This window comes from Nocardioides sp. (genome assembly GCF_016462705.1).
Taxonomy (GTDB): domain Bacteria; phylum Actinomycetota; class Actinomycetes; order Propionibacteriales; family Nocardioidaceae; genus Nocardioides.
Window position 1 is genome coordinate 1 of sequence record NZ_JAEMSS010000117.1, and the last position, 13,637, is coordinate 13,637.

Consider the following 13,637-nt stretch of genomic DNA (forward strand, 5'->3'; position numbering starts at 1 on the left):
CCCTCCCCCCTGCGAACCGCCCCGGCCACCTTCCTGCGGCACCGCAGTGGGCACTCCGTGCCGGTCGAGGTGTCGCTGGTGCCCCTGGACGGGGACGACGGCCACGTCATCGCCTTCCTGCGCGACATCAGCGCCCGGATCCAGCTCGAGCAGGAGGCCGATCGGCTGCGCGACGAGCTGATCGCGAACATCTCCCACGAGCTCCGGACGCCCCTCACGTCGGTCATCGGCTACCTCGAGCTCCTGGGTGAGCTGGACGAGGACGAGCTCGGACCTCGAGCGCGTCAGCTCGTGGACGTCATCGTGCGCAACGCGCATCGCGAGCTGCGACTGGTCGACGACCTGCTCACCGTGTCCTTCGTCGAGGAGGACCTGGCGCGGATGAGGTTCGAGCCCGTCGACCTCGTCCCGCTGGCCCGCGCGGCCGTCGAGGACCACGCCGTCTTCATGCGCGCGGCCGGCCTGGACCTGGGCCTCGAGCCCGGGCCCGACGGGGACCAGCCCGTGCTCGTGCGGGGCGACCCCGACCGGCTGGCGAGGGTCCTGGACAACCTGGTCGTCAACGCGTGCAAGTTCACGCCGCCCGGCGGCCGGGTCCGCGTCCGCGTGGCCTCCGACGGCGCTCATGCGCTGCTCGCCGTGACCGACACCGGTATCGGGATGAACGAGTCGGAGCGGTCCAGGATGTTCGACCGGATGTACCGGGCGCCGGGAGCCGTCGGACGGGGCGCCAACGGGGCCGGGCTCGGGCTGTCCATCGTCAAGGCCATCGTGGACGCCCACTCCGGCACGATCGCCGTCGACAGCGCGCCGGGCCGGGGCACGGCGGTGCGGGTGGCCCTGCCGCTGTCAGACCAGGGGTTCGTCCCCGTGGGGCTCGTCCTCGGGCGGTGACGTCGGCCGGACCTCCTGGACGGCGGGGCGTGGGGCGTCACCCACCATCGCGACGAGGGTGGACAACGCCGCCCAGACGATGATCACCGAGACCAGGTACCTGGTCAGGGCGATGTCGACCGGGAGCTCGCCGTGCAGGCTCGCCCACAGCGCCGGGGAGGAGATCGCCGCCGCGCCCCCCAGGACGGTGCCGGACGCCAGCCTCATGCGGGGCTCATCTCCGCGACCGGCTCGGAGCTGATGATCCCCACCGAGCGCACCTGGGCGCTGCCCGACAGCTCCTGGTAGGACAGGACGGGCAGCCGCTCGATGCCGGGCCGGACCATGTGTCGGACCGCGAGGCGGATCTGCGGCGCACAGGCGAGCACCGGGCGCACGTTCCGGTTCTCGGCCTCGATCAGGAGATGGGCCACGGTGCCGATCACCCGTTGGGCGAGGATCGGGTCGAGCACCAGCACGGGGCCCTCCTCGCTGGGCCGCATGGCTTCGAGCATCCGCTGCTCGAGGCGGGGCTCGAAGGTCATGACGTGGACCACGCCGTCGTGGACGTACGGCGCCACGATGCCCGGACCGAGCGCCGCCCGGGCGGCCTGGACCAGCGAGTCGTGGTCCTTGGTCGTGGCGGCTCGCAACGAGAGCGCCTCGTAGATGCGCACCAGGTCGCGGATGGAGACACCCTCCTCCAGCAGCGCCTGGAGCACCTGCTGGACCTGGCCCAGGCTGAGCAGGCTGGGCGTCAGCTCCTCGACGACGACGGGGTGGTTGCGCTTGACGACGTCGGTGAGCAGCCGGACCTCCTCGCGGCCGAGCAGCCGCGAGGCGTAGGTGCCCACCACGTCGGCGAGGTGGGTGGTGATCGCCGCCGTGCGGTCGACGACGGTGGCTCCGCTGAGCTCCGCCTGCTTGCTGAGCTCCGCCGGGATCCACTTCGCCTGGAGACCGAACACCGGTTCGGTCGTCGGCTCTCCGGGCAGGGACCCGAGGTAGTCCCCGATCGCCAGCGCGGTGCCGGGGGGTGCCTCACCCCTGGCGACCTCCACCCCGAAGAGCTTGATGACGTAGGTCCGGGCCGGCAGCTCGACGTTGTCGCGGGTGCGCACGGGAGGGATCAGGACCCCGATCTCCATGGCCACCTTCCGGCGCAGGGCCTGCACCCGCTCCAGCAGGTCACCACCCGTGCCCGAATGGACCAGGTCCACGATGTCGACGGACAGCTCCAGCCCGAGGGGGTCGACCTGGATCTCCGACGCCAGGAGCTCCGGCGTGTCAGGCACGGACTCCGCGACCGTGTGGGGCAGCGCGTCCGTGGTCGCGGGCTCCTGGTCCTTGACCCTGGAGGAGATCAGCAGGAGGGCGCCGCCGGTGAGGAGGAACGGGATCTTGGGCAGGCCCGGGATCAGGCACAGCGCGAGGGCGGCGAAGCCGGCCATCCGCAGCGGCAGCTGGTGGGCGGTCAGCTGGCGCACGATGTCCGAGCCCATGTCGTCCTGGCTGACGCTGCGCGTCACGACCAGGCCGGTGGCCACCGAGAGCAGCAGCGCCGGGATCTGGGAGACCAGGCCGTCGCCGACGGTCAGCAGGCTGTACGTCGACACGGCGTCGCCGGCCGACATCCCCTTCTGGGCCATCCCCACCGCGAAGCCGCCCAGGAGGTTGACCAGGGTGATGACGATCGCCGCGATCGCGTCGCCCTTCACGAACTTCGACGCCCCGTCCATCGCGCCGTAGAAGTCGGCCTCGGCGTGCACCTCGGCCCGGCGCACCCGGGCCTGGTCCTCGTCGATGAGACCCGAGTTGAGGTCGGCGTCGATCGCCATCTGCTTCCCGGGCATCGCGTCGAGCGTGAAGCGGGCCCCGACCTCGGCGACCCGGCCGGCACCGTTGGTGATGACGATGAACTGGATCACCAGCAGGATCGCGAACACCACCAGTCCCACGATCAGCGACCCGCCGACCACGAAGTGGCCGAAGGTGTCGATCACCTTGCCGGCGTAGCCGTCCAGGAGCACCAGCCGGGTGGCGCTGACGTTGAGCGCCAGCCGGAACAGGGTCATGACGAGCAGGACCGCCGGGAAGGCGGCGAAGTCGAGCGGACGGGTCACGAACATCGCGACGAGCAGGATCAGCAGGGCGCCGGTGATGTTGGCGGCGATCAGCAGGTCGAGCACGACCGGCGGGAGCGGGATGACCAGCATGACCACGACGCCGACGATGCCGAGAGGGACGGCGAGCTGGGCCAGGCGCTTGAGGGACGACGACTCGGACACACGACCTCTTCGGAGGGACCGGCGCCGTCCTGGCGGTTGACCGGCGCCGTCCTGGCTCCGGAACAGTTCTGTGACGACCTATCGACCGGCGAGCGCCGGACCTGAGAGTTCCGCGCGCCGTCGTCCCGGCTGGGGCGGCGGGAGCTCGCTCTCGGACGTCGCGGCTCGACGCGCCCCGAGCGCGCGCCGACGCCGACCGGACCGCCCGGGGGTGACCAGCTCTCCGTCCGGCCGGGGGCTCCGGTGCTCCCCGCCCCGGTGGCCGCGGCTGCGCCGGCTGATCACGAACGCGAGCACCTGGGCTACCGCGGCGAACAGCTCCGCGGGGATCTCCCGGCCCACCTCGGTCGAGCCGTAGAGCGCGCGGGCCAGCGGGACGTCCCGGACCAGCGGGACCGAGGCCTCCGACGCGACCTCCCTGATCCGGGCCGCGACGACCCCGGCTCCGCGGGCCACCACGAGTGGCGCTCCCCGGTCCTGGTCGTAGCGCAGCGCCACCGCGACGTGGGTCGGGTTGACCAGGACGACGTCGGCGGTGGGGACGTCGGCGATCATCCGGTTCCGCGCGACCGCCAGCTGCCGCGCCCGGATGGCGCTCTTCACCAAGGGGTCGCCCTCGGCCTGCTTGTGCTCGTCTCGGATGTCGTCCTTCGACATCTTGGTCTGCTTGCCGACCCGCCGACGCTGCCAGAGGTAGTCGAGAGCCGCCATGACCAGCCCCGCCAGCGCCACGGTGCGCAGCAGCCCGACGGCGTGCCCGGCGGTCAGGGCGAGCAGGTCCTCCTGGCGGGCCGGAGCTCCGATGACCGGCAGCATGGCGCGCAGCGCGAACCAGACCACGAGGGCCACCGCCGCGCTCTTGACCAGGGTCTTGGCACCCTCCCAGAGCATCTGGGGGCCGAGCACCCTCTTGACGCCGGTGAGCAGGTTCAGCTTCTTCGCGCTGGGCTTGGCCAGCTTCGTGGCCAGGAAGAACCCTCCCTGGGCCACGGCGGAGGCCACTCCCACCACCATGACCATGGCGCCGAGCAGCACGAGCGTGACGAAGGCGTGCCCGCCGCCCTCACGCAGCAGCCGGTAGCCCTCGTGGACCGACGGGTCCTGGATCGTGGTCAGCGTGTCCTCGAACAGTGCCTGCAGCGCTGTGGCCTCGTGCTGCACCAGGCGGGGGGCGGCCATCGCGAACAACAGCAGCGCGAGCCAGGAGCCGAGCTCGGGGGTGCGCGCGACCTGGCCCTCCTTGCGGGACTCCTTCCGCTTCTTCGGGGTGGCCTTCTCGGTCTTCTCGCCGGTCACCCGGTCGCTCCGCCCGCCAGCGACGACATCGCCTCGAGCGCCAGGTCCACCACGTTGCGCAGCACGTCGGGAAGGAGGTGGAAGGACATCCCCACGAGCAGCAGGGTGAGGCCGATCTTGGCGGGGAACATCACGCTCAGCGCGTTCAGCTGCGGCGCCACCTTGGTGAGCAGCGCGAGGCCCAGGTCGGCGACGAACAGCACGACGACGAGTGGGAGCGCGATCTGCACCGCGGTGACGAAGAACATGACGAACGCGGTCGTGAGCACCTCCCTCGCCCCGCCGATCTCGGGTGTGACGCCGACCGGCAGCACGCTGAAGGTCTTGAGCAGCCCACCGAAGACCAGCAGGTAGCCGCCGCTGACGAACAGCAGCGCCGTGGCCAGCATCTGGTGCAGCGTGCCGAAGACCGTGCTGCCGTTCATGCTGAGCGGGTCGAAGCCCTGGGCGAGCGAGAACCCGCCGAAGACGTCGACCAGGCTGCCGGCGGCGGCCACCGCCCCGAACAGCAGCGAGGTCACGAACCCCATCGTGACGCCGATCGCGACCTGGACAGCGGCAGTGCTCACCAGGCTCCAGGTGTCGGTGGCGATCAGCGCTTCGTCCACGGAGGGGGCCGCCGCGAAGGCGAGGCCGAGGCTCAGCACCACCTTCACCATCGGTGGCACACCTCGGGAGGAGAACGGCGGGACGACCGCGATCCACGCCACGATCCGGATCGAGGCGAGGAGGAAGGCGAGCGCGGGCTCGCCGGCGAACGAGACGGTCACGTCAGCCCAGCAGGTCGGGGATCTGGGACCAGAGGGTCTCGGTGTAGGTGACCATCGTGTGCAGCATCCAGTTGCCGCAGATGAGCAGGGCGACGCCGACGCCGACGACCTTCGGCACGAAGGCCAGCGTGAACTCCTGGATCTGCGTCATGGACTGGAACAAGGAGATGACGAAACCGATGCACAGCGCGGTCACGAGCAAGGGGGCCGACAGCTTGAGGGCCACGATCATGGCCTGCGTCGCGATCTCGATGATGGTGGTGTCGCTCATGACGCCTCACCCGTAGCTTCCGACGAGGGCGGTGATGATGAGACCCCACCCGTTGACCAGGACGAAGAGCAGCAGCTTGAAGGGGAGCGACACCATCACCGGCGGCATCATCATCATGCCGAGCGCCATCAGGGCCCCGCTGACGACGATGTCGACGATCAGGAACGGGATGAAGATGATGAAGCCGATGATGAAGGCGTCCTTGAGCTCGCTCAGGATGAACGCGGGGATCAGGGTGCTGGTCGGGGTGTCCTCACGGCTCTGCGGCAGGTCCCGGTCGGCGACGTTGGACAGCAGCTCGATCTCGTCGTCGTCGGCGTTCTCGAGCATGAACGCCCGCAGCGGCTCGATCCCGTCCTCGTAGGCCTGCGCCGAGGTCGCCTCGCCGTCCAGGTAGGGCTTGACCCCGTCGTGGTAGATGTCGCTGAGCACCGGCGACATGATGAACAGGCTCAGGAACAGCGCGAGCCCGGCGAGCACCTGGTTGGGGGGTGTCTGCTGGAGCCCCAGGGCGTTGCGGGTCAGGCTCAGCACCACCAGGACCTTCGTGAAGCTGGTGCAGGTGAGGAGGATCGCCGGGAGCAGCGAGATCAGGGTCAGCAGGAGGATCAAGGTCACCGACGTGCTGGGCTTGTCGGTCAGGCCGTCGATGTTGACGTTCACCGAGTCCGCACCGTCACTGCCGGAGGGACCCGTCGGGCCCGCCGGCCCCGCGGGTCCGTCGCCGCCCTCGTCCTCCGCAGCGGTGTCGCCGTCCTCCTCGCTCCCGCCGAGGTCGCTGAGGCCGACGGCCCCCCCGGTCGACCCGGTCGCGGTGGGGGCCGCGAGGGCGGCGACGCCCAGGGCAGGCGCCGCGGTGCCCTCCACGGGTGCCGCGTGGGCAGGGCCGGTGCCGAGCCCGACCCAGGCGAACGTCAGCACGGCTCCCACGCCGAGCAGCCGGCGCAGCCGGGCGGTCACGTGCCCTGACCGGTGACGGCGCCCCAGGCCTGCTGCCACGTGCGTGGCGACAGCACCGAGCCGCCGAGCGCGTCGGCGCGACCCCCCGAGGGAGCGCCCGCCGACGCCCGGACCACCCGCCGGGGCGCCGCGTGCCGGCCGGGCTGGGCCACGGCCTCCACGGTCGTCTCGCGGCGCGGCTCCGCCAGTGGGAACAGGTCGATCCCCGAGCTGCGGTCCTCGGGCACGAGCGTGAGGACGGTGTCGGTCTCCTCGAGGGCCACGGCGTCGCCCTCCAGCAGCTCCGGGTCCAGCTCCGTGAGCAGGCGCACCTCCTGCTCCGTGGTGCCCAGGACCAGGAACCTGCCGCTGACGTTGACCACGCTGACCGAGGCGTGTCGCCCGAGCGCCTGTCGGTGCACCACTTGGACGAGTGCGTCGCCGCGTCCCTGGAAGCGGCGGCCGGCGACCCGGGCGCACAGCATCAGCAGGCCCAGCACCACCGCCAGGGAGAAGATGACACGTATGGTCAGCTCGACCATCGGCTCAGCTCGCCGCGCTCTCGCCGAGGATCTCGGTGATCCGCAGGCCGAAGTCCTCGCCGACGACGACGACCTCACCCCGTGCGATGAGCCGGCCGTTGACCAGCAGGTCCGCCGGGCTCCCGGCGGCGCGGTCGAGCTCGAGGACGTTCCCCGGGGTCAGCGCCAGGAGCTCGCGGACGGTCATCCGGGCCCGCCCGAGCTCGACGGTCACCTCCATGTCGACGCCGTGCAGCATCTCGATGCCACGCGAGGCGCCGACGGCGGGCAGGCCGACCGGACCCGTCGCCGTGACGGTGGCGCCGGGGGTGGCGACCGGCTCCGGGGGAAGCGACGCCCCGCCGACGACCCCGTACGCCGCCTCGAAGGCGGGCGGGACCGGAGCAGGCGCCCCCGTCAGGGTCGTGTCCGACACGAGCAGGGCCCCCGCGATCGTCTCGCCGATGAGCGGCACCACGGTGAACCCGGCGGTGAAGAGGGCGATGACCTCGGCGGGCTCGAGCGTCCTGCCGACGTTGGCGGCCCCCCCGAGGGATTGTGCCGCCGCGTCCAGGGCCGGCTGGACCGCGGCCGCCAGCTCGAGTCCCTCGACCGGGCTGGCGGCGATCGCCTGCACGAGGTCGGCGGCGACCAGGAGCGCGACGGGACCGGCCACGCCGCCCGTCAGGTCGGCGACGACTCCGCTCGCGAACAGGTCGGCGACCTGCTCGGTTCCCGGCTGCACGCCGCCGGCGCTGAGGATCTCGGCAGCCGGGAGGACGGCGGCCGCGGCCTCGGCGGCGGCGAGCGCCACGTCGTCCGGGTTGCGTCCGGTGGTCGGGTCGGCAGCGTTGGTCACTTGTTCTCCTGGGGGGTCGCGACGATCAGGGCGGCGAGCCGGGTGCCGCGGGTCCCGGCGCTCGCGTGGGCGAACACGGTCCCGTCGACCGTGATGTCGAGCGGGGCCGACGCCGGGTGCCCGAGGCGCAGTACGTCTCCGGGTCGCAGGCCCGCGATGGCGCCGGGGTCCAGCCGCGTCTCGCGCAGGCGGACGGTGACGTCGACCGGGACCTCCCGGAACTGCTGGTCCATGAGCTGCGCCGCCTGGGCGCGCTGGGTGCGCTCGCGGTTGGACACCGGTGCCGGCGCCACCGCGACGTTCAGGTGCGGCAGCAGGCCGTTGAAGGGCAGGCACACGGTGATCCGGTGCGTGAGCTTGTCGGTCTTCGTCTCGAGCGCGACGACCACCATCACGTCGCCGCTGCCGGCCACCTGGGCGAACTGCGGGCTGTACTCGACGTCGGTGATGACCGGTTCGATGGTCACGAGCTCGGACAGGGAGTAGCGCAGTCCCTCGAGCAGCCGGGACACGAGGCCACCGATGACGGTCTCCTCGATGTCGCTGAGCGCCCGCCGGGGCTGGTCGGTGGATCCGGGCCCGCCCAGCATGTGGTCCAGGGAGGACATCACGACGGGGAGGGGCAGCTCCAGCACGCCCTGGCCGGGCATCGGCTCGGTGGAGAAGCTCGTCAGGTACGTCATCTGGTCCAGCGACTCGACGTACTCGGCGTAGCTGCGCTGGTCGATGGACTGCACCGTGACCTGGCAGATCGTGCGCAGGGTCGAGGTGAAGATGGTCGTGGCCTGCCGGGCGAACCCGTCGAGGGCGACGGTCAGCACCCGCTGGTGCTCGCGGGACAGCTGGATCGGCCGACGGAAGTCGTAGTCGACCGGCACGTCGGTGCCACGACGGCGCGACCGACCGCTTGGCCGCCCGATCCGGGTGCCAGTGCTCGACGGCAAGGCGCTCACACGACGCCACATCGGCCCGTCGGCGGGCTTCCTGAGGGAAATGCGGAACGCGTCGCCCCGGGTGTGGCGGCAGCCTCACCCGGGCGTCTCGTCAGGGCGGGACCGGTGCGGTCCGGCGCCCGAGGGTCACTGTGTGACGAACTGGGTCAGATAGACGTCCATCACCTCCTCGTGGTACAGCTCGGCGAGCTCGTGCTTGAGCTCGTCCTTGAGCTCGCTGCGGGTCTTCGGCTTGGCGAGCTCCTCGATCTCCCGGCCGCTGTAGAGGCTGATGACCGCGTCCAGCGCCTTGCTCCCGTCCGCCTCGTGGGCCCCCTCGGCCAGCTGGAGGGCGATCCCGACGCTGAGGTAGTGGCCGTCGGCCAGGTTGACCTGGATGGGGTCGAGAGCCACGACCTCGCCGGGCTTGGGTGCGGGGTCGCCCGGCTTGAGGAAGAACCAGTAGCCGGCCCCGCCCACGAGGGCGAGGAGCAGCACGACGACGAGGAGCTTCTTCTTCCCGCCCGGTTCCTCTGCGGCCCCGTCCTCGGTGTCGCGCGTGGGGGCGGTCGCGGTCGCGCTCATGGCTGTGCTCCGTTCTGCTCGGCGAGCAGGCCCGCGGCGGCGGCCGGCGTGTCCGACCCGTCGCCGTCCCGGTCCTGGGTGGCGTGCTCGGCAGCGACGTCGGTGCCGGTGTCGCTGTGGGTTCCGGAGTCGGCCGGCGCCGCGTCGCCCGCGCCGGACTCCTCCTGGTGCGAGCCGGCGAGCACCACGATGTCCACACGCTTGTTGACCCGTTGGGAGCCGGCGGTGTCCGGGTCCATGAGGGGCTGGGTGTGGCCGTAGGCCGCGAGGCTCAGGCGCTGGGTGGGCACCCCCAGCAGCTCGTTGAGACGACGCAGGACGGTGACCGCCCGCGCTGCCGACAGGTCCCAGTCGGTCGCGAAGTTGGCGGGCTGGACCGCGACCTGGTTGGTGTGGCCGCTGATCTGGAGGTCCTCGGGCAGCGCCAGCAACGCCGGCGCGAGCGCGTCCACGACGGCCTCGCCGCGGGGGCTCAGCACGGCGGAGTCGGCCTGGAAGACGACGTGCTGCGAGATCAGGCTGATGACCAGCCCGCGCTCGTCGATGGTCGTCCGGACGTCGCCGGCGAGGCCCTTCTCGGCCAGGGCCTTGAGCACCTGCGCCTCGGCCTTGCGGAGCCGCTGGGACTCCGCCATGGCCCGCAGCTCGCGCTCGACGGCGGCGGTGTCGCTCTCCGGGTCGATCTGGTCCGAGGTCAGCTTGGTGAGATTCTCCAGCCGCTGGTCCGGGGCCACCGGGGTGAGCGGCTCCACGCCCTGCTGCTCGAGCAGCGTGGTCGAGCCCGGGAGCACCGACGCCGAGTTGGCGAAGCCTGCCGCGAGCCCGCTCTTGAGGGCCATGAACTTCTTCTCGTCGACCTGGCTCATGGCGAACATGACGATGAACAGGACCATCAGCAGCGTCACCATGTCGGCATAGGTGACCAGCCAGCGTTCGTGGTTCTCGTGCTCCTCCTCCTCGTGGTGGCGGCGGCGCTTCGAGCTCGAGCCGGTCACGTCAGGCCGCCTCGGCGACGGCCCGCTGCTCCGCGGGAAGAAGGGAGGAGAGCCGGTGCTGCACGACCCGCGGGTTCGCCCCGGACTGGATGGCGGCCACGCCCTCGATGATGATCTCCATCCTCGAGATCTCGATCTCGCTCAGCCGCTTCAGCTTGCTGCCGATGGGCAGCCACATCACGTTGGCCGACAGGACGCCCCACAGGGTGGCGATGAACGCGGCGGCGATCAGTTGGCCGAGCTCCTCGGGCTGGGCGAGGTTCTCGAGGACGTGCACCAGGCCCATCACGGTGCCGATGATGCCGATCGTGGGCGCGTAGGCGCCGCAGTCGGTGAAGAACTTGGCCGCCCGCTTGTCCGACTTGCTCTTCGCGATGACCTCGCCCTCGAGGATGTCGCGCACCTCGTCCGGGTCGGTCCCGTCGATCGCGAGGGTGACGCCCTTGACGAGGAACTCGTCGTCAACGTCCTTCATGGCGTCCTCCAGGGCGAGCAGGCCTTCGCGACGGGCCCGGTCGGCCAGGCGGACCACGGTGGGCACGACCTCGCCGGCGGGCTCCACGGAGCCCAGGAACGCGCGCTTCAAGGCCTTGGCCGACGCCTTCGCGTCCGCCATGGTGCCCCCGGCCACGGACACGAGGATGGTGGTGCCGAAGACGAGCAGCAGAGGTGCCGGGAGGAGCAGAGCCGCCGGGTTGCCGCCCTCCAGGACGTTGGCGGTGACGATCACCACCATGCCGCCGCCGACCCCGATCGCGGTTCCCTTGTCCATCAGCGGTCGAGCCCCTGCTGCTCGGACCCACCGGGCACCGCGGACAGCTCGGTGACGCTGGCCAGGCTGTGCCGGTCCGCGGCCGCCGGACCGACGACGTAGACGTGGGCGCCCAGCTTCTCGCTGAGCGCGATGATCTCGGCGCGGTGCATGCGCACCGCCGCGATGATCTCGTCAGCGGACTCGGCGGCCACGTAGTTGGTCCCGTCCGCCAGGGTGATGACCGTGTCGGGAGTCGTGTCGATGCGCTCGATGAGGTCCGAGTTCAAGACGAACGGGGAGCCCGAGAGACGCGTCAGCCTGATCATGCGTGTCACCATCCTTGGTGTGTTGCCGCGACCAGCCGTCCGTGGCTGGTCTCTTCACCTTTCGGCAGCGGCGTGCCGGACCTGAGCAGTGCACACCGGTGTGCTGGACCAGTGCCGCAGGAACGGTGCGGCCCTCGGAGAGACAGGCCCCCCGAGGGCCGCGCCGGGCTGAGGTGGGTCAGCGCTTGATGTTCACCAGGTCCTCGAGCACCGAGTCGGAGGTGGTGATCACCCGCGAGCTCGCCTGGAACCCGCGCTGGGCCAGGATCAGGTTGGTGAACTCGGTGGCCAGGTCGACGTTCGACATCTCGAGCGAGCCCACCATCAGCGTGCCGCGGCGTCCGGCACCCGGGACGTCGAACTGGGCGTCACCGGAGCTCTGCGACTCCCGGAAGGACGTCTCGCCGACCCGCTCGAGGCCCATCGGGTTGGGGAAGTCGGCGAGCGCCAGCTTGCCCAGGGACCTGGTGACGCCGTCGTCGTAGACACCGGTGATCATCCCGTCGGGGCCGATGCCGTAGGACTTCAGCTCCACGCCCGCCGGCACGGCGGGCGTCGCGTTGGCGGAGTCCAGGGACATGTCGACCAGGCCGCCGGTTGCCGCGCCCGTCGCGTCGACCAGGTAGCCCTGGACCCGGGCCCCGCTGGGCGTGACCAGGACACCGGTGTCGTCGAAGGTGAACGCGCCGGCGCGCGTGTAGAGCCGCTCGCCCTCGGCCTCGGTGACGAACATGCCGTCGCCGGAGATCATCACGTCGGTCGCCCGTCCGGTCGCCTGGGCCGACCCCTGGCCGACGTTGAGTGCGGTGGCGGCGAGCTGCACGCCCAGGCCGACCTGGATCGGGTTGCGGCCGCCCCGGGTGTCGTTGGCGCTGGAGGCGCCGGTCAGCATCTGGGACAGAGTGTCCTGGAAGATCGTCGACGACGACTTGTAGCCGATGGTGTTGGCGTTGGCGATGTTGTTGCCCGCGACGTCCAGGGTGACCTGGTTGGCGCGCATGCCGCTGATGCCGGCGAAGAGTGAGCGAAGCATGGGGTTCCTCTTTTCGGTGGGGTGGGTGTGGTGGGTCAGGAAGCGGTCGCGGCCGCCTGGGGATCGGTCACGGCGAGCACGTTCGCGATGGGCACCTCGACGCCGTCGACGTCGAGGACGGGACCTTCGTCGCCGAAGGACACGCCGTGCACGGTGCCCGTGCCCTCGGTGCCGTCCTCGAGCGTGTAGCTGACGCTGCGGCCGACCAGGCTGCTCGCTCCGAAGGCCATCTGGGCCCCCAGCAGCATCGCGGTCTGCTCGGCGACGAGCTGCATCTTCTCCAGGGAGGTGAACTGGGCCGACTGCGAGAGGAAGTCTGCGGAGTCGGTCGGGTTCATCGGGTCCTGGTACTTCATCTGCGCCACGAGCAGCTGCAGGAACATGTCCTTGTCGTCAGAGCTGGCGGTCGCGGTGGTGCTCAGGCCGTTGCCGGCGGCGCCGGTCGTGGCCTGGACGGGCTGGGGCGTGCCGCTGGGGGCGGGCGCCCCCTCGATCGCACCGATGGGCACGGTGCCTCCTCACATGCGTACGTCGACACCGACGGGCGGTGCTGACCTACTGGGTTGGACGGGACCCGGGTCGACGACCCGGCCCCTGTGGCCGTCCGTGGCGGTGGCGGCATCGCGCGTCCATGCGGCTGTGCCTTGGTGGCCGGTCCCGGAACCGGTGTCCGCCGAGCCCATGGGGGACCCGGGGAGATCGTGGGTGAGCCAGGACGGCGGTCCGGGCTGCGGTGCCGCGGTGAGCGACCTGACGTTGACCCGGACGTCGCCGGCACCCTGCGACTCCAGGAGCCGCTGGAGCTCGGGTGCGCCGTGGACCAGGGCCCGGCGGGCCTCGTCGTCGGCCGCGATCCGCACCGACACCCGTCCCGCGCGCACGGTCAGCATCAGCCGGACCTCGCCGAGGGTGCCGGGGTCCAGCCGGAGGGAGATGCGGTGCGTGCCGTCACCGGCGACGACGAGTCGCTCGATCCGGTCGAAGACCTGCTGGGTCACGGCCGAGGGCGTCGCCTGGGCGGTGGTGCTGCCTGTCGCGACCGGCCCGGAGGACGGGACGGGGGCCGCCGGTCCCGACGGAACCGGTCCTGCCACCGGGTCCTGCGGCGGCTGCTCCGCCGGGGCCGTGCCCGTCGCCGGGTCGGGCGCCGTGTCGGTGGGGGTGCCGGTGGTGGTGCCGGTGGTGGTGCCGGTGG

At 71.5% G+C, this 13,637-nt stretch carries 17 protein-coding genes; 1 reads left to right on the forward strand and 16 read right to left on the reverse strand.

Features of this window, described 5'->3' with window-relative positions; translation table 11 throughout:
* Positions 1 to 894 (forward strand): HAMP domain-containing sensor histidine kinase (locus tag JHD21_RS14690; protein WP_292676707.1); only part of this gene is annotated, 894 nt, incomplete at its 5' end.
* On the opposite strand, the gene JHD21_RS14695 is transcribed toward JHD21_RS14690, so the two are convergent.
* The 16 genes from JHD21_RS14695 to JHD21_RS14770 form a co-directional block, all read right to left on the reverse strand.
* Positions 850 to 1,101, reverse strand: coding sequence for a hypothetical protein (locus JHD21_RS14695; protein ID WP_292676709.1), 252 nt, complete (start codon positions 1,099 to 1,101; stop codon positions 850 to 852). The genes JHD21_RS14690 and JHD21_RS14695 overlap by 45 nt on opposite strands.
* Entirely contained in the window at positions 1,098 to 3,161 is a 2,064-nt protein-coding gene (locus JHD21_RS14700) for a flagellar biosynthesis protein FlhA (protein ID WP_292676711.1), read from the reverse strand. Before JHD21_RS14700 ends, JHD21_RS14695 begins: the two co-directional genes overlap by 4 nt.
* Positions 3,162 to 3,239: 78 nt before the next feature.
* Positions 3,240 to 4,457: an EscU/YscU/HrcU family type III secretion system export apparatus switch protein gene (locus JHD21_RS14705; RefSeq protein ID WP_292676713.1), complete on the reverse strand. Its 1,218-nt coding sequence runs from the start codon at positions 4,455 to 4,457 to the stop codon at positions 3,240 to 3,242.
* Entirely contained in the window at positions 4,454 to 5,227 is a 774-nt protein-coding gene (locus JHD21_RS14710) for a flagellar biosynthetic protein FliR (RefSeq protein WP_292676715.1), read from the reverse strand. The genes JHD21_RS14705 and JHD21_RS14710 overlap by 4 nt, the downstream gene beginning before the upstream one ends.
* Position 5,228: 1 nt before the next feature.
* Complete coding sequence (fliQ, locus tag JHD21_RS14715) at positions 5,229 to 5,498, reverse strand: flagellar biosynthesis protein FliQ (RefSeq protein WP_292676716.1); 270 nt, start codon at positions 5,496 to 5,498, stop codon at positions 5,229 to 5,231.
* A 6-nt stretch (positions 5,499 to 5,504) separates the two neighbouring features.
* A complete protein-coding gene (fliP, locus tag JHD21_RS14720) occupies positions 5,505 to 6,458 on the reverse strand; it encodes a flagellar type III secretion system pore protein FliP (protein WP_292676717.1) in 954 nt (317 codons plus the stop codon).
* Positions 6,455 to 6,979, reverse strand: a complete 525-nt coding sequence (locus JHD21_RS14725) for a flagellar biosynthetic protein FliO (protein WP_292676719.1) — start codon at positions 6,977 to 6,979, stop codon at positions 6,455 to 6,457. The genes fliP and JHD21_RS14725 overlap by 4 nt, the downstream gene beginning before the upstream one ends.
* A gap of 4 nt (positions 6,980 to 6,983) precedes the next feature.
* Positions 6,984 to 7,817 carry a flagellar motor switch protein FliN gene (gene fliN, locus JHD21_RS14730; RefSeq protein ID WP_292676722.1) on the reverse strand — a complete coding sequence of 278 codons (834 nt, stop codon included), beginning with the start codon at positions 7,815 to 7,817 and terminating at the stop codon, positions 6,984 to 6,986.
* Positions 7,814 to 8,695 carry a flagellar motor switch protein FliM gene (locus JHD21_RS14735; protein ID WP_292676724.1) on the reverse strand — a complete coding sequence of 294 codons (882 nt, stop codon included), beginning with the start codon at positions 8,693 to 8,695 and terminating at the stop codon, positions 7,814 to 7,816. Before JHD21_RS14735 ends, fliN begins: the two co-directional genes overlap by 4 nt.
* A gap of 201 nt (positions 8,696 to 8,896) precedes the next feature.
* Positions 8,897 to 9,334 carry a flagellar basal body-associated FliL family protein gene (locus JHD21_RS14740; RefSeq protein WP_292676726.1) on the reverse strand — a complete coding sequence of 146 codons (438 nt, stop codon included), beginning with the start codon at positions 9,332 to 9,334 and terminating at the stop codon, positions 8,897 to 8,899.
* A complete protein-coding gene (locus JHD21_RS14745) occupies positions 9,331 to 10,329 on the reverse strand; it encodes a flagellar motor protein MotB (RefSeq protein ID WP_292676728.1) in 999 nt (332 codons plus the stop codon). Before JHD21_RS14745 ends, JHD21_RS14740 begins: the two co-directional genes overlap by 4 nt.
* A gap of 1 nt (position 10,330) precedes the next feature.
* Positions 10,331 to 11,101: a MotA/TolQ/ExbB proton channel family protein gene (locus tag JHD21_RS14750; RefSeq protein ID WP_292676730.1), complete on the reverse strand. Its 771-nt coding sequence runs from the start codon at positions 11,099 to 11,101 to the stop codon at positions 10,331 to 10,333.
* Positions 11,101 to 11,409, reverse strand: a complete 309-nt coding sequence (locus tag JHD21_RS14755) for a flagellar FlbD family protein (RefSeq protein WP_292676732.1) — start codon at positions 11,407 to 11,409, stop codon at positions 11,101 to 11,103. Before JHD21_RS14755 ends, JHD21_RS14750 begins: the two co-directional genes overlap by 1 nt.
* A 178-nt stretch (positions 11,410 to 11,587) precedes the next feature.
* The gene (locus JHD21_RS14760; RefSeq protein ID WP_292676734.1) at positions 11,588 to 12,442 is read right to left on the reverse strand and encodes a flagellar hook-basal body complex protein; all 855 of its coding nucleotides are present in this window, start codon (positions 12,440 to 12,442) and stop codon (positions 11,588 to 11,590) included.
* A gap of 35 nt (positions 12,443 to 12,477) precedes the next feature.
* A complete protein-coding gene (locus tag JHD21_RS14765; protein ID WP_292676737.1) occupies positions 12,478 to 12,951 on the reverse strand; it encodes a flagellar hook capping FlgD N-terminal domain-containing protein in 474 nt (157 codons plus the stop codon).
* Positions 12,952 to 12,960: 9 nt separating this feature from the next.
* The coding region (locus JHD21_RS14770) for a flagellar hook-length control protein FliK (protein WP_292676739.1) at positions 12,961 to 13,637 on the reverse strand (677 nt) is incomplete at its 5' end.

Excerpts from the sequence above, each read along its gene's own strand:
- JHD21_RS14695 (WP_292676709.1), bottom strand. The coding sequence starts at position 1,101 with ATGAGGCTGGCGTCCGGCACCGTCCTGGGGGGCGCGGCGGCGATCTCC.
- fliQ (WP_292676716.1), bottom strand. The coding sequence starts at position 5,498 with ATGAGCGACACCACCATCATCGAGATCGCGACGCAGGCCATGATCGTG.
- JHD21_RS14725 (WP_292676719.1), bottom strand. The coding sequence starts at position 6,979 with ATGGTCGAGCTGACCATACGTGTCATCTTCTCCCTGGCGGTGGTGCTG.
- JHD21_RS14740 (WP_292676726.1), bottom strand. The coding sequence starts at position 9,334 with ATGAGCGCGACCGCGACCGCCCCCACGCGCGACACCGAGGACGGGGCC.
- JHD21_RS14750 (WP_292676730.1), bottom strand. The coding sequence starts at position 11,101 with ATGGACAAGGGAACCGCGATCGGGGTCGGCGGCGGCATGGTGGTGATC.
- JHD21_RS14755 (WP_292676732.1), bottom strand. The coding sequence starts at position 11,409 with ATGATCAGGCTGACGCGTCTCTCGGGCTCCCCGTTCGTCTTGAACTCG.
- JHD21_RS14760 (WP_292676734.1), bottom strand. The coding sequence starts at position 12,442 with ATGCTTCGCTCACTCTTCGCCGGCATCAGCGGCATGCGCGCCAACCAG.